Source organism: Mesorhizobium sp. WSM4837 (assembly GCF_055811435.1).
The window spans coordinates 55,788-75,307 of sequence record NZ_JBVVQE010000015.1; the positions used below are offsets into that span (position 1 = coordinate 55,788).

The window sequence follows — 19,520 nt, forward strand, 5'->3', positions numbered from 1 at the left end:
CTCCGGCGTTGCAGAAAGCGAGCCGAGGTTGCGGCCAGCCCCTTCGCCCCGTCACTATAAGGGGAGAAGGTGCCGGCAGGCGGATGAGGGGCAGCGCCAGCATCGACAATTGGCCTGTCGCTGGACTCGCATCGTCCAGTGCCGGACAATACATCCTCATCGACTGAGTCCTCTCAAACGGCGATAAAAAAATGGCGAATGAGACACTTCCCCGCGATCCGTTGCGGCGCGAGGCTTTTATGAAGGCATCGCGGCCGGAAGCGCCGGCGCGGCCGTTCATTCATCTGCGCGTTCATTCGGCCTATTCGCTGCTCGAAGGCGCTTTGCAACTCGGCACGGTTGTCGGCCATGCGGTCAAAGATGACGCACCGGCGATTGCCGTCACCGACACCAACAATCTGTTCGGCGCACTCGAATTTGCGCAAAAGGCGGTGAAGGAGGGTATTCAGCCGATCATCGGCTGCCAGACCGCTCTCGCTTTTTCCGGTGAAGCCGGCGACAGCCAGCGCGACCGCAGGCGGCAGGGCCCGGAAATGCGGCCCGTGGTTTTGATCGCGGCGACCGAGGCTGGCTACAGCAATCTGGTCAGGCTGGTCAGCCGGGTCTATCTGGAAACGCCGCCCGGCGAGGCCGTGCATCTGACGACCGAGATGCTGCAAGGCCATTGCGACGGCCTGATCTGTCTCAGCGGCGGGCCGCGCGGCCCGATCGGCAACGCGCTGAAAGAGGACCGCCGCGACCTCGCCGAGACGCGGCTTCTGGCGCTCAAGGCGCTGTTCGGCGACCGGCTCTATGTCGAGCTGGAACGGGTTTCCGGTTATGACCGGGCCATCGAGAAATCGTCAGTCGACCTCGCCTATATCAATGACTTGCCGCTGGTCGCCACCAACGAGGCGTTTTTCTCCTCGCGCGACGACTATGAGGCGCATGATGCGCTGATCGCCATCGCCGAAGGGTCGGTCGTCGCCGTCGACAACCGCCGGCGGCTGTCGCCCGACAATTTTCTGAGAAGCCAGGCCGACATGGCGAGGCTGTTCGCCGATCTGCCGGAGGCGATCGACAACACCGTCGAGATCGCGCTGCGCTGCTCCTACTATCCCAAGACCCGCAACCCGATCCTGCCGCGCTTTGCCGGCGGCGATGTCGCCGACGCCGATGCGGCGGTGAAGGCGGAGGCGCAGGAGCTTGCCAGACAGGCGCATGAAGGGCTGGAGGCGCGGCTCGCCGCGCCCGGCCTAGCCCCTGGCTACGCGGTCGAGCAATACCGCGAAAGGCTGGAATTCGAGCTCGGCATCATCGAGAAAATGAAGTTCCCCGGCTATTTCCTGATCGTCGCCGACTTCATCAAATGGGCGAAGGCGCAAGGCATCCCGGTCGGGCCGGGGCGCGGTTCGGGCGCCGGCTCGCTGGTCGCCTATTCGACGACGATCACCGACATCGATCCGCTGCGCTTCTCGCTGCTGTTCGAGCGCTTCCTCAATCCCGACCGCGTGTCGATGCCCGACTTCGACATCGATTTCTGCCAGGACCGGCGCGAGGAGGTCATCCGCTACGTCCAGCAGAAATACGGACGCGACCAGGTCGGCCAGATCATCACCTTCGGCACGCTGCAGGCCCGCGCGGTGCTGCGCGATGTCGGCCGCGTGCTGCAGATGCCCTATGGCCAGGTCGACAAGCTCAGCAAAATGGTGCCGTCGAACCCGGCCAATCCGGTCAAGCTCGCCGACGCCATCGCCAACGAGCCGCGCTTTGCCGAGGAGGCGGAGCGCGAGCCGATCGTGCAGACGCTGCTCGACATGGCGCAGAAGCTGGAAGGGCTCTACCGCCACGCCTCGACGCACGCCGCCGGCATCGTCATCGGCGACCGGCCGCTGTGGGAGCTGGTGCCGATGTACCGCGACCCGCGCTCCGACATGCCGGTCACCCAGTTCAACATGAAGTATGTCGAGCAGGCCGGCCTGGTGAAGTTCGACTTCCTCGGCCTGAAGACGCTGACGGTGCTGGAGACCGCGGTCAAGCTGATCCGCCGCCGCGGCATCGAGATCGATCTTGCCCATATTCCGCTCGACGACCCCGACACCTATGCCATGCTGTCACGCGGCGAAGTGGTCGGCGTGTTCCAGGTGGAAAGTGCCGGCATGCGCAAGGCGCTGATCGGCATGCGGCCCGACTGCATCGAGGACATCATTGCGTTGGTCGCGCTTTACCGGCCGGGCCCGATGGAGAACATCCCGACCTACAACGCCAGAAAGCATGGCGAGGAGGAGATGGCTTCGATCCATCCGAAGATCGACCATCTGGTGAAGGAGACGCAAGGCGTCATCGTCTACCAGGAGCAGGTGATGCAGATCGCGCAGGAGCTTGCCGGCTATTCGCTGGGCGAAGCCGACCTGCTGCGCCGCGCCATGGGCAAGAAGATCCGCGCCGAGATGGACAAGCAGCGCGAGCGCTTCGTCTCGGGGGCGATCGAGCGCGGCGTCGGCAAGCCGCAAGCCGACTTCATCTTCGACCTGCTGGCAAAGTTCGCCGACTATGGTTTCAATAAGTCGCATGCCGCCGCCTATGCGGTCGTCTCCTACCAGACGGCCTATCTGAAGGCGCACTACCCGGTCGAATTCCTGGCCGCGTCGATGACGCTCGACATGGGCAACACCGATAAACTCGCTGATTTCCGCCAGGATGCGCTGCGCCTCGGTATCGATGTCGTGGCGCCGTCGGTGATATCAAGCTTCCGCGCCTTCGAAGTCGCCGAGAACCGGATCTTCTATTCGCTGGCCGCGCTCAAGGGCGTCGGCGACGCGGCGGTCGAGCATATCGTCGCCATGCGCGGCGAAAAACCGTTCAAGAACCTCGCCGATTTTTGCGAAAGGGTCGACCCGAAGATCGTCGGCAAGCGCGTCTTCGAAAGCCTGATCATGGCCGGCGCGCTCGACTGCTTCGGTCACGACCGCGCCGCGATGATGGCGGGCGTCGAGCGGATGATGGGGCTGGCGTCGCTTGCGCAGCAGAATGCAATGTCGGGCCAGCACGACATTTTCGGCGCCTCGCTCGGCGCGCAGTCGCAGGCGCTCAACCTGCCGGCGACCGACCCGTGGCTTGCCGCCGACCGCCTGCACCGTGAATTCCAGGTGGTCGGCTTCTATCTCTCGGCGCACCCGCTGGACGAATACAAGGCGGCGCTGCAGAAGATGCGGGTGCAGACCTGGGCCGAGTTCTCGGGCGCCGTCAAACGCGGCGCTGCCGCCGGGCGGCTTGCCGGCACCGTCACCACCAAGCAGGAGCGCAAGACGCGCACCGGCAACAGGATGGGCGTCGTGCAGTTCTCCGACACGTCGGGCCAGTATGAAGCAGTGCTGTTTTCCGAAGGTCTGGCGCAATATCGCGACCTGCTCGAGCCCGGCCGTTCGGTGGTGGTCACAGTTTCGGCCGAGGACAGGCCCGAAGGCGTCAATCTGCGCATCCAGACGGTGCAGTCGCTGGAGGACGAGGCAAGCCGCATCCAAAAAGCCTTGCGTATCTTTGTCAGGGATGATCGGCCGGCGTCGGCGATTCAATCGCAGCTTACCCAGCGCGGCGACAGCCTGGTGAGCATTATCGTCATCAAGGACGAGGCGCAGGGCGAGGTCGAGATCGAACTGCCCAACCGTTACCGCGTCTCGCCACAGATCGCCTCGGCCATGCGGGCGGTGCCGGGCGTGGTGGAGGTGGAGTTGGTGTGAGCTAACGACCGTATTCCGCCAGGTCGCATTGCTCGGTGACGATGCCGCTGGTATTGTGGGCTCGGCGGCCTGGGTCTTTTGGCGGCCGGGGGAGTGCGTCATGGATGAGCGGGATGCCGCTGCCGAACTCCAGAAAATGGTCAATGGCTTCCAGGTATCTCAGGCGATATGCGTCGCCGCCACGCTGGGCATTGCAGACCATCTCAAGAACGGAAAACGCAGCAGCGGCGAACTGGCCGTGCTGACCAATACCCATCCGCAGGCGCTCTACCGGCTGCTGCGCGCCCTTGCGTCCGTCGGCGTGTTCCATGAAGCGAAAGACCGGTCCTTCTCGCTGACCCCGGTTGGCGGCGCGTTGCGATCCGACGTTCAGCATTCGGTCGCGTCGTGGGCAATTCTGGCCGGACGGCCGTATTTCCGTCAGGCATGGAGCGATCTGCTGCACAGTGTCAGCACCGGCGAAAACGCCTTTCGCCACGCTTATGGCAAGGGCGTTTGGGAATACCGGGCGGAGCATCCGGAAGAGTCCGTCGTTTTAGACCGGGCGATGACGGCCATGTCGCGTGGCGTCGCCGCTGCGGTGCTCGCGGCCTATGACTTCCGGCAGTTCTCCGTCGTTATGGATGTAGGCGGCGGGCAGGGCGCGCTGCTTGCCGAAATCCTCCGCCGCAATCCCGGCCAGCGCGGCATTCTATTCGATCAGCCGCAGGTCGTGGCGAAGGCCGACCCGGTCTTCGACGCCGCGGCTGTGGCCGATCGCTGCGACATCGTCGCCGGCGATTTCTTCGTCTCGGTGCCCGAAGGAGCCGATGCTATTGTGCTTAAATGGATCCTGCATGACTGGGACGACGACACAAACATCCGGATCCTGAAAAGCTGCCGCCGGGCGATTCGTCCAGAAGGCAAACTGCTGGTGCTCGAGAGCATTCTGGCGCCGCCCAATGAAGGCGCCGTCGCAAAATTCGGCGATCTGAACATGCTGGTCATGCCGGGCGGGCAGGAGCGCACGGCGGAAGAATTCAGGTTGCTGCTTGCGGCGTCGGATTTTCGGGTCGCCAATATCGTTGAAGCCGGACCTCGCATCAGCATCATCGAGGCGGAACCGGTCTGATTGCTTTCCGGGTCTGGAACGCTCCGGATGTTCTCAAGCCACAGCGGCTTGCCTCTGCTCTGCCCACTGGACGGCTGTCGCAGCGAGCGTTATCGCAGTCGTCATGAAGACGCCGAAAAGGGACGGAGTGCAGGATTTTTCAGCCTTGACGCGGCTGCGCGACACGCTGCGCAAACTCTATCACGGGCGCACGCCTGCGGCTTTCCGGTTTCAGCTGGCGGCTATTATCATCGACCTTGCCATCATCGCCTTCTTCATCGCCACACCGGTGATCCAGGAATCGTCCTCGTTCCTCTGGCTCGATTATTCAGTGGCAGCGCTTGTCGCCGCCGACATGATTGCCCGGCTGCTGGCGTCAAACGACATGCTGCGCCTGATGAAGCAGCCGACGTCGTGGGTCGACGGCTTCATCCTGCTGACGCTGCTGATGCCTTCGGCGCTGGCCAATTTGGGATTCCTGCGCATATTGCGGCTGTGGTCGCTGTCGCGCAGCGGCGCGCTGTGGCGGTTTTTCGAGATGCGCGGCCTCAAAAAATGGCGCGAGGCAAGCCATGCAGTCATCAATCTCCTGACATTCCTGTTTGTCGTCACCGGTTTCGTCTACACCTTCTTCTTCCGCACCGGGGCCGGTCTCGAAGGCTATGTCGATGCGCTGTATTTCACCGTCGCCACGGTGACCACGACCGGCTTCGGCGACATCGTCCTGCCGGGGATAGCCGGCAAGCTCACCGCGATCGTTACCATGATCATCGGCATATCGCTGTTCGTCAGGCTGGCACAGGCGCTCTTCCGTCCCAACAAGGTCTTCTTCCCGTGCCCGCAATGTGGCCTTCAGCGGCATGAAGCCGACGCCGTCCACTGCAAGGCCTGCGGGCATCTCCTCAACATACCCGACGAAGGCGACTGAAATGCGAGGCTAAGCGCGGTTTTGTGGAAACAAAACCGCGCGGTAGCTCTTTGCTTTAACGCATTTTGTCGGACGCCAAACGAAGCCGTTTGGCTGCAAAATGCTAAGACGCTGCCACTTCCGCTGGTTTGGTCGCCTTTTTCTGCAGATTAAGCAGATTGCCCAGCAGGATCAGCAAGGCGCCCCCGGCGGTGAAGGCGTCGATCTGCTCCTGATACAGCAGCCAGCCGATCAGCGCCGACAGCGGAACGCGCAAAAAGTCCATCGGCGAGATGACGGTGGCGTCGGCATAGGCGAGTGCACGCGCCATGCAGAAATGCGACGACATGCCGGTGAAGGCGATCAGCAGGATCCACGGCCACAGTTCGAGCGGCGGGTTGCGCCATTCGTAGAGCGCCGGGACAAGGCCGAGCACGGACTGGATGACCAGCATCCAGAAGATGATGGACACGACGCTGTCCGTCCGCGTCAGCGATTTGACCAGGACCACGGATATGCCGAAGCAGACCGCGGCACCCAGCACGACAACATGTCCCGGATCGACGGAGCCGACGCCCGGACGGACGATGACCAGCACACCGATCAGCCCGAGCACGATCGCTGCAAGTCTGGGCCGGCTTAGTCTTTCACCAAGAAAGCCGACCGCCAGAATGGCCGTCCAGATCGGCGTCGTGAATTCGATGGAGATCAGCACGGCCAGCGGGATCAATGTCAAGGCGTAGAGCCATGCCGCCTGGCCGACAAAATGGACGACGTTGCGGGCGATATGGGCGGTGGGGCGTTTGCTGCGCATCGCCGCAAAACCGCCTGACATCATCACCAGCGGCAGGAGGATGAACAGGCCGATCACCGATCGCAGCTCCAGCACCTGGAATACATTGAGCTCGGCCGTCGTGGCGCGGCCGGCGACCGACATCGTCAGAAACGATGCGATCGACAGCGCCATCCAGAACGCAGCCTTGGGGATCGAGGGCGAGGGTGCCATGCGCGCTATGTCGCAAGTCGGGACTTTCACCGCAACCGCTAGTCGACGCATTCGGCTGGGCCAGAGCGGCGCGTTGCAAAACGGTCATGTTGAGGGCGGAACTTGCCGTCACGGCGAACGTTGGTCCAACAGCCAGTTCAAGGGGAGAGATCCAATGAAATCATGTGCACGATTTGCACTGGCCGGCTGCCTGACGGCTGCCGCCGGCGCGGCTCATGCCGACGAGGCCGATTTTCTTCGCTCGTTCGAGGGGAATTTTGCCGGCAAGGGCACCGTCAAGGTAACCACCGAGGCGCCGACGGTGAACGTCTCCTGCCGCTTCAATTCCGACGCGACATCGAGTTCACTGTCGCTGGACGGCACCTGCCGCGGTCTCGTCGTGGTGACGCGCGCCATCAGTGCCGACCTGAAGTCCAGCGGGACGAAGTACACCGGCACCTATGTCGGATCCCGCACCGGGCCGGCGCAGCTCAGCGGCAAGCGCTCGGGCAATGCGATCAATCTCGGCATCCGCTGGGCGAAGAAGGTCAACGGCGATCGTACCGCGCAAATGACCGTCGAGAAAAACGGCGAGGACGGCATGCGGCTGACCGTTATCGACGTCGACCCAAAAACCGGCGAGCGCGTGACGACCAGCCGGATCGATTTGCGACGCATCTGAAGCGGCCTGATTTACTTTACCTTTTTGTTTGCGCGTGATCTTTCGGAAAACCGCTTTTCGCTTGCGCGGACCTTCGGTTCGGGGTCATGCTTAAACTAAAACTAGTCCTCGATCGGCTCGGGCGGGTGGGCATTGCGGCCCTTGCCGAAGGTGTAGCCGGTCTCCACCGCCTTGCGGCCGAACTTGCCGCGCAGCGTGTCGATCGCGCCTTCGGCCATGGCACGCTTGCGCGACTGGATATCGACGAGGTCGGGCGGATCGGCCTTTTCGTCCTTCGAGAGGTCGCTGACGCCGATGCCGAGCAGCCGGTATCTGGTGCCGTCCGCCTCCTTGCGCAGCAGCTCGAGCCCGGTCGAGAAAATGCGGTCGGCCAGCCGTGTCGGGTCGCCGAGCTGCCGGTTGCGCGTGCGGGTCTTGAAATCCTGCGTCTTCAGCTTCAGCACGACGGTGCGCCCGGCAATGCCGGATTTCTTCAGCCGCCCCGAGACTTTTTCCGACAGCGCTCTCAGCACCGAAACCAGTTCCTCGGGGGAGGCGATGTCGGTGTCGAAAGTGGTCTCCGCCGAGACGCTTTTCGCATCCTGGTCGGGGTGCACGCGGCGGTCGTCCTCGCCGCGTGAAAGATGGTAGAGCCGGTCGCCCATCACGCCGTAGCGGCGCATCAGGTCGCCGCGCTCCATGCGCTGCAACTGGCCGATGGTGCGGATGCCGTCGCGCTCAAGCGTGGCGGCGAAGGCTTTTCCCACCCCCCAGATCAGCGTCACCGGCTGCTCGGCCAGAAAGCCGGTCACCTCGGCCTCGCCGATCACCGAATAGCCGCGCGGCTTGCGAAAGTCCGACGCCACCTTGGCCAGGAACTTGCAGTAGGAAAGGCCTGATGAAACGGTGATGCCGATCTCTTTCTCCACACCCAACGCGAAGCGCGCCAGCACCACCGCCGGCGGCAAGCCATGCAGGCGCTCGGTGCCGGCAAGGTCCAGAAACGCTTCGTCGATGGAGATCGGCTCGACCAGCGGCGTCAGCGCCTGCATCATGGCGCGCACCTCGCGGCCGACGCGACCATATTTTTCCATGTCCGGCGGGATGACGACCGCTTCCGGACAGGCTTCGAGCGCCTTGAACATCGGCATCGCCGAGCGCACCCCGTGGACGCGGGCGATGTAGCAAGCGGTGGAGACGACGCCGCGCTTGCCGCCGCCGATGATCAACGGCCGGTCCTTCAGCGCCGGGTTGTCGCGCTTTTCGACCGCCGCATAAAACGCGTCGCAATCGATATGGGCGAGATGCAGCCGATAGAGCTCCGGATGGCGGGCCAGCCGTGGACTGCCGCAGCGCTCACAGCGCCGTGCCTCACCGCGCTGAAAGGTCAGGCAGTCGCGGCAAAAACCGTGATCGGGATTGTTGACAGGAACCGCCATCGCTGCGAACATAAAGAGAACAAAAGCAATGGTACGTCAGGACGGACGCCACGACAAGGCGGTGGGCCGGGAGAGAGTTCGTGAATACGACCATAGCGCCGCTGGTGCCCGAGCTTTGGGCGGATTTTGAAGATCTTTTCGGTAAGCAGGGTGCCTGCTACGGCTGTTGGTGCACACATTTCCGGCTGTCGCCGGCAGCGCGCCGCGCCGGCAACCGGGAACGCAACAAGGACCACATCAAGGCGCGGATCGAAGCCGGGCCGCCACCGGGCGTGCTGGCGTTCGAGGATGGCAAGGCGGTCGGCTGGATGCAGATCGGCCCGCGCGCCGACGTGCCCGAATGGAACAACAAGGGCAGGGGGTCGGCGCCGGTCGATCCCGCCGACGCCACCGATCCGGGCGTCTGGGCGATTTCCTGCTTCTTCATCCGCGTCAAGGCGCGCGGCCGGGGCGTGACGCACCGGCTGGTCGAAGGCGGCATCGAATTTGCTCGCCAGAATGGCGCGCGGCTGGTCGAGGCATGTCCGATCGACCTGTCGAAAGATTCGCGTTCGATCGGGCTGTTCGTCGGCTCGTCGCGGGTCTTCGAGAAAGCCGGCTTCGAGAGGCTGGTCGAGCGCAAGGCAGGCCGGCCGCTGATGCGATTGGTGCTTTAGACAATGCTGCTGTGCGCGCCGCGGCGACCGAACTATCGTCGTCGGCCTGCATATCAGACGCCCACCCGGGAATAAATCCGGCTACGGCCCGTTCCTCCTCGGATTTTTCCATGGAGGCCATCGATGTTTCATTTTTTCCAGACTTCCCAGAAGACCTCTCGCTCGATCCGGTTTTCCTGTCGGCCGGAAGATCATGGCGTCATCGCGCCGCCAGTGGCGGCCAAGACGGTCCTGCCGGATTGGTTCCGCAAACTGCCGCCGGTCGATGCGCAGCAAGCCTCGGCCACCAACAATGGCCTGACCGTCAAGCGCTGCATGCCGTTTCTCGACGCGATGACAACCGGCTGGATCCTGCCGCTCGCGGCGACCGTCCGCCTTGAGATCAAGGATGGCGGCAGCGCCGTCGATGCCGGCTGGGAGTTCGACAGGGTGATGGTGAGCAATCATGGCGCCCATCAGGTCGCCGGCAATCCGAAGGAACCGGCACCGCCATGCAAGTTTCACAATTACTGGTCGATCCGTACCCCGCCGGGCTGGAGTTGTCTGTTCCTGCCGCCGCTCAATCGGCCGGCTCAGGCTTTCGAATGCGTCGCCGGCATCGTCGATACCGACACCTATGCAGCCCACATCCATTTTCCGTTCTTTGCGACGGCGCCGGATGGCCTCTATGTCATCGAAAAGGGAACGCCGCTGGTCCAGGTCATACCGTTTCGCCGCGAAGATTCGGCGCTCAAGGCCGAAATCCAGTCGGAGACCGGAGCCGAGGCGACAGAGCGCGAAACGGTCTACCGCAACACGATTGCCAGCGAAGGCTGGTATCGCAAATGGGCCCGCGCGGCCCGCTAGGCTTTTCCCGGAGAAGAATACGAAAACGGGGCCGCTGGGCCCCGTTTCCTTGTGGATTGCCAAGCGCGGCTGATTTTCAAGTCGAAGCGCACCGCCGCTCAGAATAAAAGCGCTCTGTAGCGATCCTTCGCGCCCCCTCTGTCCTGCCGGACATCTCCCCCACTTGGGGGGAGATTGGCAGCTTCGCGGACAGCGTCCTTTTTGCAAGGTTTGTGATTGGCGAAATCAGTGATGAAGGCCAATCTCCCTCCTTGTGGGGGAGATGTCCGGCAGGACAGAGGGGGGCGCTGTCCCTCGGCGATCAAAGGTTCTGCACCGCAGCAGCGCTCCAAGGTAACGGAATGGATCCCAGGGTCTGCACCGCGTCGCTTCGCTCCTTGCTCCACCCTAAGATTACGAACTCGTGGTGGCCCATGCCAATCGCCAGCGAATGCGAAACGGGGGCCGGCCGGCCCCCGTTTGTCTGTGGATTGTTTTAGAGCGGCGGACACAAGTCGAAGCGCGCCGCCGCTCTATCGCCCGGCCCGCGTCAACGCCGCCAGTTGCGCGACCACCCGCGATCCGAACCGTTCGAGTTCGAGTTGGAGGAACTGTTCGACGATGAGTTCGAATTCGAGTTGCTCGAGGAATTGGAGCTGGAGTTCGAAGACGAGTTCGAATTCGAATTGCTCGACGAATTAGAGCTGGAATTCGACGAACCGTTGGACGACGAATTGGAGCTCGAATTTGAAGAGCTGTTGCCAGCGACGATGAAGGAGCCGTCGCTTTGGCTGGACATTGCCGCCGGCGGACGCTCGGTTTCCGGCGCCCCCGCGGGAGACTCCTTCGCCTGCGCCGTGGTGCTCGCGAGCGCTGCCATTCCTGCGACCAGAGTCGACTTGAGCTTCCAGTGTCTTGTCATGGTAGTTACTCCTTGTTTCAGACTGGACCGGCAGTTGCGGCCCGGCGGAGTAACGGGCGATCGCCGGCTTTATTCCATTCAAAGAAAGTTGGATTCCATTTCAGAGCAAGCCGGGCCAGAGCAAGCCGGGTCAGAGCGGGCCGGGCCGTCGCAGTTTCATTTCCGGTCCTTCTGACGGATCTCGTCCAGCGCCTTGACTTCCTCCTCGGCTGGCATCGGAGCGCCTGCTTCAATCGCCGAAAGATAGGCGTCGAGGGCTTCGGTCGACGAGGCCGGGGCATAGCCTCCGGCGTCGCCCGGCGCCACGACCGCGAAGCTGACGCGCCATTCGTCGCCGGAACGGCAGGCGACCGACATCACCGTGGAGCGGTCCTGCGAGTCGACTTCGAATTCGCGGCACAAATCCTGCGAATCGCTACGGAACGTAGCGATGGCCCGGAACCGGTCGCTGATCCCGGCGAGCTTGATTTCCTTGCCGGACTCGACCGTTTCAAGGGCTTGGGCCAGGCCCGGCCTGATGACGCCGGCAACCCACAAGCCGCCCTGCGTGCGTTCGTTGCTGCCTGCTGCCCAATAGCCGGCGAGCCCGCCGCCAATTGCCGCCGCGAGAGAGGCGGCAATTGGCAGCATCCATCGAGACCTCGAAGCAGGCCCTGCCAAGCGCCTGCTGCCGAAGGGCAATATCGATGCCGTCGCCGCTTTCTCGCCGGCACGCCTGGCCTCGATCATCTGCTCGACGGCCGCGACAAGTTTTTCGGGAATCGGCTCGTCGAGCAGCGGCTTCAGCGCGGCCTGCGCCTGCGCTCTGGTTTCGATGAACACAGCAATCCTGGCAACCAGACGGTCGTCCGTTTCCATCGCCTGCTCGATCCTGGCGACCATGTCCGGATCAAGCTCACCGTCGGCGAACCGCATCAGGATTTCGTCCGAAAAAGTTTCTTCGGTCATTTTGCAGCCCCTTTTGTGACCGGAGAACGGGTGGGCGCCGAAGATATTCCAGCCGCCTCCGCCAGATTCCTCCTCGCTCGGGCCAGCCTGCTCATCACCGTCCCGATCGGCACGGCAAGGACTTCCGCGGCCTCCTTGTAGGAAAGCTCTTCGACGCAGACCAGAAGCAGCACGTCGCGCTGGTCGGCGGCGAGCTCGCCTATGGCTTGCGCCACGCTGTTCAGCGCCAGCCGCGCCTCCATCTCGCGCTCACCGGAAACGCCGGCGATGTCATGGCGCTCGTCGATATCGTCCTGCGGGCCGGCGACCTTGCGCTTGCGGATGTCGTCGATCCACAGATTTCTCAGAATCTTGAACATCCACGCGTCGAAGCGCGTCCCTGGCTCGAAACGCTGCTCGTTGGCGAGCGCCCGTTCGCAGGCGCGCTGGACAAGATCGTCCGCGATGTCGCGGGACCGGCACAGCGCAATCGCGAACCGGCGCAGATTCGGCAGAAAAGCGACAAGCTGATCTTGGACGCGGTCGGCTTGTTCCGGCATGTTGCTCCAGGTTCTGGAATAAAGCGGCCCCGCGCCCGTTCCTCGCAAGGCTAGCTTATTGCCGGACAGCTCCGCTAGCCTCGCGACGTTGAAAATCGGCGACGGCCGGAAATGTGAGGGAGACCATGCGCACCACCTCCTGGTTGAGACCAAAAGCCCTGCTGCTTTTCTGGGTCGCCGTCGCATTGCTCGTCGATCCTCAGCCGCCGGGCGGCCAGCTGGCGCTCGGCGAGTTCGGACCAAGATCGGCGTTGGCCGATGACGACGGTGGCGGTGACGATGGCGGTGGTGATGACGGCGGTCGGTCCGGCGCTTCGCCCGGTGGGTCGCGAACGACGTCCAGCCGATCGACCGGCCCGAACCTGTTTCGCGCGCTGACGGATCGGTTTCTTCCGCGCCCGCCAAGGCGCAGCGGCAGGCGCGCGCAACGGCCAGCCGCCCCTTTGCCGTCTCGGGTACCGGACCAGATCGTGGCGACCGGGCTGAATTCGGCTGAGATCGGTCGGCTTCAGGCAACCGGCTTCACCGTACTGGACCGTGCCGACATTCAGCTTCTTGGATCGGAGCTGATTCGGCTGCGCATTCCACCCAACATGCCGCTGGAGGCTGCGCGCGATCTTGTCATTGATGCCGCTCCGCAGTCGACGGCAGATTTCGTGCATTACTACCGGCCCGGACAGGAAGCTGAATGTGCCGGGCCGCACTGCGCCGCCGCGGGCTTGATCGGCTGGCCGGCCGGTAGCGGACTGCCAGCCGGCTGCGGTGGCAATGTCACGATCGGCCTTATCGACACCGCGATCAATCCTGCGCATGACGCCTTCTCGAAAGGCCGGGTCGAAGTTCTTCGCCTGTCGGACGACGGCGTTCCCGAGTCCGGCCGCCAGCACGGCACCGCCGTCGCGGCCCTGCTTGTCGGCGGCGCCGACAGCCGTACTCCCGGCCTGCTGCCGCACGCCAGGCTCATCGCGGTCGATGCGTTTCATCGGGGCGATCGCCAGGATGACCGCTCGGACGCCTACGATCTGCTTCGCGCGCTCGACCTTCTTTCGGCGCGCGGCGTGCAGGTGACGAATATGAGCCTGTCGGGTCCTGCGAATGCGCTTCTCGAGCAGGTTGTCCGAAGACTCTCCGAACGCGGCATGGTGATCGTCGCCGCCGCCGGCAATGGCGGCCCAAAAGCCGGGCCTGCCTATCCGGCGGCCTATGCTGAAGTGATCGCGGTGACGGCGGTCGACCGCATGAAACGCCCCTACAGGCGCGCCGGCCGCGGCGAGCATATCGACCTGGCCGCTCCCGGCGTCCAAGTGTGGACGGCCGCGTCGGTCAGCGGCGCACGGCCGAAGACCGGCACCTCCTTCGCCGCGCCCTTCGTCACCGCAGCCGCTGCCTTGATGAAATCTGCAAACGGCAACGCCACCGCAGCCGACATTCAAGACGCGCTCGGCAAGTCGGCGGAAGATCTCGGCGCGCCGGGCAAGGACGACGTCTTCGGCTGGGGCCTGCTCAATGCCAGCGCCGCTTGCCTCGTCACGTCGAAGAAGGCGACCTGAAGCTCCACTGTCGATGCCGGAGGATAGCGCGGAGGGCGAAGGCTGGTTATAGACCGGCTTCCAGCCCCAACGAGGGGATTGCACCCCGACGGTTTCTGATTACGGTTGCGGCTGGAGTTTTTACCACAGAAACAGCAACGGAGATTCTGCGTGAATCGTGTTCTGCCGGCCGTCTTTGTCCTCGCGCTCAGCGCGCCTGCCTTCGGCCAGACCGTCGACGGCGAGGGTGCCAAGCAGCTCTCCGAAAATCTGTCCCGCTATTTCGGCAGCAAGGCGATCGACAGCGGCTTCCTGAAGGTTTCGGTGGAAGGCGACGCCTATAAACTCGCCGTCGACTTCAAACCTGTCGTCGACCTGCTGGCGGCGCAGAATTCCTTCAAGTTCGACTTCAGCCCCTACGCATTGCTCGTCAAGCCGGGCAGCAACGGGACATGGAGCGTCTCGGCGGACGTGTCGCAAAGCGGGTCCTTCGAGTTCAAGGGGCCAGAGGGCCCGCAGAGCATGCAGTTCTCGATTACAGACGGCAAGTTTTCCGGCGTCTACGATCCCGAACTGGCGGCTTTCACCAGCGCCACACAGTCGATTGCCGGGATGACGATGAATTCCCGGGACGCCGTGCAGCGCGCCAAGGTGAGCACCGGCGCCGGTACGGCCACCATGAACGCAAGCAAAGCTGCGAATGGCGGCGTCGATTTCACCGCGACGCAGACGCTCGCCGATTTCGCCGAGGCGCTCGACTTTGACGATCCCAAGAGCGGGCTGAAATTCCCGCTCACGATCAAATCGCCAAACCTGTCGGTGAACGCGACCGGCAAAGGCGTGCGGACCAGGCCGCTTCTCGATCTGCTGGCATTTGCCGTCGCCAATGAAGACGAGGCCAGACTGAAGGCCAACCAGGCGCAGCTCAAATCGCTCCTGCTCGCCGCGCTGCCGCTGTGGGAGCGGCTCGACGGAACCTACGGGTTCAAGGATCTCACCGTCGAAAGCCCGGTCGGGCTTTTCGGGGCGACTGAGCTGGACACAGGCTTCGGGACCGACGGCATCGCCCAGAACGGAGCAATCAACTACTCGATCAGGGCCGCGGGACTGAAGATCCCTGACAATCTCGCGCCCGCCTGGAGCACGGCGCTGCTGCCGACCGATGTCAATCTGAGTTTCGGCGGCGCCAATATCGATCTCGACAGCATGGCGAAGAAGGCGATCGAAGCCTTTGATCTGAACAAGAATCCACCGCTGCCGGCCGACTTCGGCGACACCTTGACCGATGATTTCATGGCCAAGATGCCGAAATTTGTCATCGGCCACAGCACGGTGAAAAACGGCGATATGGAAATCGCGATGGAAGGCGAGATGACGTTCGCCGGCATGAAGCCGGAGGCCAATGTGACCATCGATATCGCAGGCTATGACAGGATCGTGGAAAGCCTGCAGGCGGCAGCGAAGTCGGAGCCGGAAGCCGCGCAATATGTGCCGGTGGCGCTTGCGATCAAGGGATTCGGCAAGACGCTGCCGGACGGCCGCATCGAATGGGTCGTCAACGGCAAGCCGGACGGTTCGGTCACCGTCAATGGTGTCATGGTGAAGCCGGCCGATCCGGTTGCGAATGATGAAGGCGACGACGGCGAAGAAGAAGCGACGCCGTAGACGTTTTCGCGATCCGATCGTCGCTTATATCGAATGCTCATGGTCGTCGTCGCCAAGCGGCAGCGCCCGCAGCGCCTTGCCGACGGAAGCCGGCGGCGTGCCGGTTTCCGCCGCGAACCGCATGAGCGTCGGCTCGTGGGCGAGGATGAACTGCAGCACGCCGGCCAGGAATCCCGGCTCGCCGGCGGCCTGGCGGATCGAATGCGCCTCGATGCCGGTGATCGCCAGGAAGCGGGGCAGAAGTTCCGGATCGGCGGCGACGAAGCCCAATGCCTTCACGGCAATGGTTTCCGCTTCCTCGCGCATTGACCCTGGGTTTGCCATCACTACCTTCTTGTGGGTTGAATGAGTCTGTTTTTGGCAGTAATCGCAAGCGTCGCCTGCGGCAAGCCATCTGTCTCTGCAATGCGGAGTTCGCGGTGAAATCCGAAGCTTTTCCGGCAGCCGGTTTCCGTTTCGTCAATTATCTCGCGGTAGAGTTGAGCAGGGTTTGGTGCGTACCGGCGAGGGCGCATGGCGGCATCCTTCGAGCGGAAGGCAGGCCGGGACGGGAATTTGATGCCTAAGAAGGTCATGATCGTCGAGGACAACGAGCTCAACATGAAGCTCTTTCGCGACCTCATTGAAGCGAGCGGTTACGAGACGGTACGCACGCGCAACGGTCTGGAAGCGCTGGATCTGGCGCGACTGCACAAGCCGGACCTCATTTTGATGGACATCCAGCTGCCCGAAGTGTCGGGGCTGGAAGTGACCAAATGGCTGAAGGAGGACGACGACCTCCATGTTATCCCGGTCATTGCCGTCACCGCATTTGCGATGAAAGGCGATGAGGAGCGTATCCGCCAGGGTGGCTGCGAAGCCTATATTTCCAAGCCGATCTCGGTGCCGCGTTTCATCGAAACCATCAAATCCTACCTGGGCGACGCCTGATGCGCCCTTCCAGCCGAGCCGGAGCATTATGAGATGACTGCACGGATCCTCGTCGTCGACGACATCCCTGCCAATGTCAGGCTGCTCGAGGTCCGGCTGCTTGCCGAATATTTCGAGGTGCTGACCGCCACCAACGGGCCGGACGCGATCGAGACCTGTGAAAACGGCAAGGTCGATGTCGTATTGCTCGACGTGATGATGCCTGACATGGACGGGTTCGAAGTCTGCCGCCGGCTGAAGAGCGATCCGGCGACGTCGCACATCCCGGTTGTCATGATCACCGCGCTCGACCAGGTTTCGGACCGGGTGCGCGGCCTCGAGGCCGGTGCGGACGATTTTCTGACCAAGCCGGTCAACGATCTGCAATTGATGACCCGCGTCAAAAGCCTGGTCCGGCTGAAGACTTTGACCGATGAGCTGCGCCTGCGCGCCTCGACCACGCGCAATATCGGCATTGAGGAGCTGTTGAGCCGCAACTTCGCGTCCGCGGACACCACGCCGAAGGTTCTGCTGATCGACGAGCGCAAATCCTCCATTGAGCGCGTCCAGAAGATGCTGCGCAGCAGCGCCGACCTCGACATCGCCACCGATCCGCATGCGGGCTTCTTCCAGGCCGCCGAGACGCCCTATGAATGCGTGATGATCTCGACGGGTTTTGCCGATTTCGATCCGCTCAGGCTCTGCTCGCAACTGCGTTCGCTCGATCGCACCCGTTTCGTGCCGATCATCCTTCTGGCGGAGCAGGGTGAGGAGGGACGCATCGTCCGCGGCCTCGAGCTTGGCATCAACGATTATCTGATGCGTCCGATCGACCAGCATGAATTGACCGCGCGGCTGCGCACGCAGGTGCGCCGCAAGCGCTACAACGACCAGTTGCGCGCCAGCGTCACCCAGACCATCGAGATGGCGGTGACCGACCCGCTGACGGGATTGCACAATCGCCGTTACCTCGACAGCCATCTGCAGACACTGTTCGACCGCGCCGTGGCGCGGCGGCGGCCGCTGTCGGTTATGATCACCGATCTCGACCGCTTCAAGACCGTCAACGACACGCATGGCCATGACGGCGGCGACGAGGTGCTGCGCGAATTCGCGCGGCGGCTGCGCAAGAATGTGCGCGGCATCGATCTCGCCTGCCGCTTCGGTGGCGAGGAGTTCGTCGTGGTGATGCCGGACACGGACGGCGCCGTCGCCGAAAAGGTGGCGGAGCGGATTCGCGCCGAAATCGCCCAGATGCCGTTTGCCGTCGGTCAGGACGGCAAGACGATCGAGGTTACCGTCAGCGTCGGCGTGTCGTCGGTGCTGAAGGGTGTCGACTCGGTTGCCGGGCTGATGAAGCGGGCCGACCTCGCGCTCTACGAAGCCAAGAGCGCCGGCCGCAACCGGGTCGTCGCCAAGGCGGCGTAAAAGTCTGATTATCCTGTCAATGTGACAGGGTTAGGAATTTACCTTAACGCGAGCGATTCGCCGGGGCTTGGTTAAGAAATTGTTGATTTTCACAGGCTGTTGCGCAAATGTGCAGGCCAATGACGGGATCGGCGCCGGGGTAGATCGCCGGATCGATCCGAAGAATACCCCATGATTCAGGTCCGCCGCATCTCCTGGGTCCGTGGGGTCGGCCGGCCGGCGCTGGCACATAGTGGCCTCCTCGTACCGCTGCCAAACGCCGGCCGGCCCCCAAACCTCAAAATGACATCAAGTCTCTGCGCCAAGCATTGGAAATGCTGGACTTTTCGAGCGTTGAAAACAAAAAAGCCGCCCACGGGGCGGCGTTTTTGTCTAGGCAGGAAAGCAGATTACTTGATCTTGGTTTCCTTGAACTCGACGTGCTTCTTGGCGACCGGATCGTATTTGCGGAACGACAGCTTGTCGGTCTTGGTGCGGCTGTTCTTGCTGGTGACGTAGAAGAAACCGGTGTCGGCGGTCGACAGAAGCTTGATCTTGATGTTTGCGGCTTTGGCCATTGTATCAGTCCATTATGTTCGTGGAGTCTTGGCCGCTGGAGCACGGGAAAACACCCGGACGCGGGAAACTTGGCGCGACACATAAACAACGCGCCCGGAAAGTCAACCCTGTGAGGCGACCTCTTCCTTCTCCCCTTGTTGGAGAAGGTGGATCGGCGCGTAGCGCCGAGACGGAAGAGAGGTGTTGGACAGAGTGCCGCCAGTGCCAAGCTGGAGCACCCCTCATCCGGCCGCTTGCGATTCTACGCATCTTCTTTAACTGGGGCGGTCTTCTTCCAGTCTCCCGTGGTGTTCCGCCAGCGGTTCGGGTTGGAGCGGTCGTCCAATCCCTTGGAGCGGCTGGCGAGGATCGGCTGGATGCGGATCACCGGCTCCTGATAGGTGTGGACCTGGAAGATCGCCTCGACGATGCGGGCGGCCAACGCCTGGTCGTCGGGCAGTTCGAACGACACTTCCACCGTGCCATGCCGTCGGCGCAATTCGGTCTCGGCGCCGGCAGCAGCACCTTCGAGCGCCCGGTAGCGCTCGATGCCGTGCGCCGACTGGTAGGCATTGCTGTCGTATTTGCCCATGGTGAGCGGGGCGATCGCGACCACCGCTTCCATGATACGGTCGACATCGGAAGCCGGCGCCTGGAAGGTCACAAGCAGCAGCAATTCCATCCGCAGCGATTTCGTTTCAAACCCGGAGTCGATCATGGCGGCATCCTCAATTTCGTGGCGTGTTGCTGACAATCTACCC

The 19,520-nt window shown here is 63.0% G+C and carries 18 protein-coding genes; 11 read left to right on the forward strand and 7 right to left on the reverse strand.

Features of this window, described 5'->3' with window-relative positions; genetic code table 11:
* Nucleotides 1-239 precede the first annotated feature (239 nt).
* The 3 genes from dnaE to AC0L3D_RS11285 all read left to right on the forward strand — a co-directional run bounded on the left by dnaE (nt 240) and on the right by AC0L3D_RS11285 (nt 5,737).
* Complete coding sequence (dnaE, locus tag AC0L3D_RS11275) at nt 240-3,719, forward strand: DNA polymerase III subunit alpha (RefSeq protein ID WP_473644399.1); 3,480 nt, start codon at nt 240-242, stop codon at nt 3,717-3,719.
* Between the two features lie 100 nt (nt 3,720-3,819).
* Nucleotides 3,820-4,830, forward strand: coding sequence for a methyltransferase (locus AC0L3D_RS11280; RefSeq protein WP_473644350.1), 1,011 nt, complete (start codon nt 3,820-3,822; stop codon nt 4,828-4,830).
* 103 nt (nt 4,831-4,933) lie between these two features.
* Nucleotides 4,934-5,737, forward strand: coding sequence for a potassium channel family protein (locus tag AC0L3D_RS11285; RefSeq protein ID WP_128168985.1), 804 nt, complete (start codon nt 4,934-4,936; stop codon nt 5,735-5,737).
* 103 nt (nt 5,738-5,840) lie between these two features.
* On the opposite strand, the gene AC0L3D_RS11290 is transcribed toward AC0L3D_RS11285, so the two are convergent.
* Entirely contained in the window at nt 5,841-6,722 is an 882-nt protein-coding gene (locus AC0L3D_RS11290) for a DMT family transporter (protein WP_473531049.1), read from the reverse strand.
* A 154-nt stretch (nt 6,723-6,876) separates the two neighbouring features.
* Here AC0L3D_RS11290 and AC0L3D_RS11295 point away from each other — a divergent pair, with 154 nt between their 5' ends.
* Nucleotides 6,877-7,383, forward strand: a complete 507-nt coding sequence (locus AC0L3D_RS11295) for a hypothetical protein (protein ID WP_473476899.1) — start codon at nt 6,877-6,879, stop codon at nt 7,381-7,383.
* Between the two features lie 101 nt (nt 7,384-7,484).
* Here the strand turns inward: AC0L3D_RS11295 and AC0L3D_RS11300 are convergent, their stop codons facing one another.
* Nucleotides 7,485-8,813 carry a DNA polymerase IV gene (locus AC0L3D_RS11300; protein WP_473644351.1) on the reverse strand — a complete coding sequence of 443 codons (1,329 nt, stop codon included), beginning with the start codon at nt 8,811-8,813 and terminating at the stop codon, nt 7,485-7,487.
* A gap of 68 nt (nt 8,814-8,881) precedes the next feature.
* Here AC0L3D_RS11300 and AC0L3D_RS11305 point away from each other — a divergent pair, with 68 nt between their 5' ends.
* The 3 genes from AC0L3D_RS11305 to AC0L3D_RS11315 all read left to right on the forward strand — a co-directional run bounded on the left by AC0L3D_RS11305 (nt 8,882) and on the right by AC0L3D_RS11315 (nt 11,379).
* A complete protein-coding gene (locus AC0L3D_RS11305) occupies nt 8,882-9,457 on the forward strand; it encodes a GNAT family N-acetyltransferase (RefSeq protein ID WP_128244814.1) in 576 nt (191 codons plus the stop codon).
* A 123-nt stretch (nt 9,458-9,580) separates the two neighbouring features.
* On the forward strand, nt 9,581-10,303 hold the full coding sequence (locus AC0L3D_RS11310; protein WP_473644353.1) for a DUF6065 family protein: 723 nt from the start codon (nt 9,581-9,583) through the stop codon (nt 10,301-10,303).
* Between the two features lie 581 nt (nt 10,304-10,884).
* On the forward strand, nt 10,885-11,379 hold the full coding sequence (locus AC0L3D_RS11315) for a hypothetical protein (protein ID WP_287228538.1): 495 nt from the start codon (nt 10,885-10,887) through the stop codon (nt 11,377-11,379).
* On the opposite strand, the gene AC0L3D_RS11320 is transcribed toward AC0L3D_RS11315, so the two are convergent.
* Entirely contained in the window at nt 11,361-12,152 is a 792-nt protein-coding gene (locus AC0L3D_RS11320; RefSeq protein WP_473644355.1) for an anti-sigma factor family protein, read from the reverse strand. The genes AC0L3D_RS11315 and AC0L3D_RS11320 overlap by 19 nt on opposite strands.
* Nucleotides 12,149-12,691, reverse strand: a complete 543-nt coding sequence (locus AC0L3D_RS11325; RefSeq protein ID WP_473644357.1) for an RNA polymerase sigma factor — start codon at nt 12,689-12,691, stop codon at nt 12,149-12,151. Before AC0L3D_RS11325 ends, AC0L3D_RS11320 begins: the two co-directional genes overlap by 4 nt.
* A gap of 125 nt (nt 12,692-12,816) precedes the next feature.
* Here AC0L3D_RS11325 and AC0L3D_RS11330 point away from each other — a divergent pair, with 125 nt between their 5' ends.
* The gene (locus AC0L3D_RS11330; protein WP_473644359.1) at nt 12,817-14,241 is read left to right on the forward strand and encodes a S8 family serine peptidase; all 1,425 of its coding nucleotides are present in this window, start codon (nt 12,817-12,819) and stop codon (nt 14,239-14,241) included.
* 150 nt (nt 14,242-14,391) lie between these two features.
* Nucleotides 14,392-15,885 (forward strand): hypothetical protein, encoded by a 1,494-nt coding sequence (locus tag AC0L3D_RS11335; protein ID WP_473644361.1) that lies wholly within the window; start codon nt 14,392-14,394, stop codon nt 15,883-15,885.
* A gap of 24 nt (nt 15,886-15,909) precedes the next feature.
* On the opposite strand, the gene AC0L3D_RS11340 is transcribed toward AC0L3D_RS11335, so the two are convergent.
* Nucleotides 15,910-16,209 carry a DUF3572 domain-containing protein gene (locus AC0L3D_RS11340; protein ID WP_027156292.1) on the reverse strand — a complete coding sequence of 100 codons (300 nt, stop codon included), beginning with the start codon at nt 16,207-16,209 and terminating at the stop codon, nt 15,910-15,912.
* Between the two features lie 249 nt (nt 16,210-16,458).
* Between AC0L3D_RS11340 and AC0L3D_RS11345 the strand changes: the two genes are divergently transcribed.
* Nucleotides 16,459-16,815 (forward strand): response regulator, encoded by a 357-nt coding sequence (locus tag AC0L3D_RS11345; RefSeq protein WP_287247952.1) that lies wholly within the window; start codon nt 16,459-16,461, stop codon nt 16,813-16,815.
* Nucleotides 16,816-16,848: 33 nt separating this feature from the next.
* Nucleotides 16,849-18,222 carry a PleD family two-component system response regulator gene (locus AC0L3D_RS11350; protein WP_023801084.1) on the forward strand — a complete coding sequence of 458 codons (1,374 nt, stop codon included), beginning with the start codon at nt 16,849-16,851 and terminating at the stop codon, nt 18,220-18,222.
* A 389-nt stretch (nt 18,223-18,611) separates the two neighbouring features.
* Here AC0L3D_RS11350 and rpmG read toward each other — a convergent pair whose 3' ends face one another.
* Both rpmG and AC0L3D_RS11360 read right to left on the reverse strand, forming a co-directional pair.
* The gene (gene rpmG, locus AC0L3D_RS11355; RefSeq protein WP_006201775.1) at nt 18,612-18,779 is read right to left on the reverse strand and encodes a 50S ribosomal protein L33; all 168 of its coding nucleotides are present in this window, start codon (nt 18,777-18,779) and stop codon (nt 18,612-18,614) included.
* Nucleotides 18,780-19,021: 242 nt separating this feature from the next.
* Nucleotides 19,022-19,477, reverse strand: coding sequence for a YqfO family protein (locus tag AC0L3D_RS11360; protein ID WP_473644363.1), 456 nt, complete (start codon nt 19,475-19,477; stop codon nt 19,022-19,024).
* Nucleotides 19,478-19,520: the final 43 nt, after the last annotated feature.

What these genes read in the sequence shown, in the direction of transcription:
- AC0L3D_RS11340 (WP_027156292.1), bottom strand. Translation starts at nt 16,209, where the DNA reads ATGGCAAACCCAGGGTCAATGCGCGAGGAAGCGGAAACCATTGCCGTG.
- AC0L3D_RS11350 (WP_023801084.1), top strand. Translation starts at nt 16,849, where the DNA reads ATGACTGCACGGATCCTCGTCGTCGACGACATCCCTGCCAATGTCAGG.
- AC0L3D_RS11285 (WP_128168985.1), top strand. Translation starts at nt 4,934, where the DNA reads ATGAAGACGCCGAAAAGGGACGGAGTGCAGGATTTTTCAGCCTTGACG.
- AC0L3D_RS11290 (WP_473531049.1), bottom strand. Translation starts at nt 6,722, where the DNA reads ATGGCACCCTCGCCCTCGATCCCCAAGGCTGCGTTCTGGATGGCGCTG.
- AC0L3D_RS11280 (WP_473644350.1), top strand. Translation starts at nt 3,820, where the DNA reads ATGGATGAGCGGGATGCCGCTGCCGAACTCCAGAAAATGGTCAATGGC.
- AC0L3D_RS11330 (WP_473644359.1), top strand. Translation starts at nt 12,817, where the DNA reads ATGCGCACCACCTCCTGGTTGAGACCAAAAGCCCTGCTGCTTTTCTGG.
- AC0L3D_RS11360 (WP_473644363.1), bottom strand. Translation starts at nt 19,477, where the DNA reads ATGATCGACTCCGGGTTTGAAACGAAATCGCTGCGGATGGAATTGCTG.
- dnaE (WP_473644399.1), top strand. Translation starts at nt 240, where the DNA reads ATGAAGGCATCGCGGCCGGAAGCGCCGGCGCGGCCGTTCATTCATCTG.
- AC0L3D_RS11310 (WP_473644353.1), top strand. Translation starts at nt 9,581, where the DNA reads ATGTTTCATTTTTTCCAGACTTCCCAGAAGACCTCTCGCTCGATCCGG.
- AC0L3D_RS11325 (WP_473644357.1), bottom strand. Translation starts at nt 12,691, where the DNA reads ATGCCGGAACAAGCCGACCGCGTCCAAGATCAGCTTGTCGCTTTTCTG.
- rpmG (WP_006201775.1), bottom strand. Translation starts at nt 18,779, where the DNA reads ATGGCCAAAGCCGCAAACATCAAGATCAAGCTTCTGTCGACCGCCGAC.
- AC0L3D_RS11300 (WP_473644351.1), bottom strand. Translation starts at nt 8,813, where the DNA reads ATGTTCGCAGCGATGGCGGTTCCTGTCAACAATCCCGATCACGGTTTT.
- AC0L3D_RS11345 (WP_287247952.1), top strand. Translation starts at nt 16,459, where the DNA reads ATGATCGTCGAGGACAACGAGCTCAACATGAAGCTCTTTCGCGACCTC.
- AC0L3D_RS11295 (WP_473476899.1), top strand. Translation starts at nt 6,877, where the DNA reads ATGAAATCATGTGCACGATTTGCACTGGCCGGCTGCCTGACGGCTGCC.
- AC0L3D_RS11320 (WP_473644355.1), bottom strand. Translation starts at nt 12,152, where the DNA reads ATGACCGAAGAAACTTTTTCGGACGAAATCCTGATGCGGTTCGCCGAC.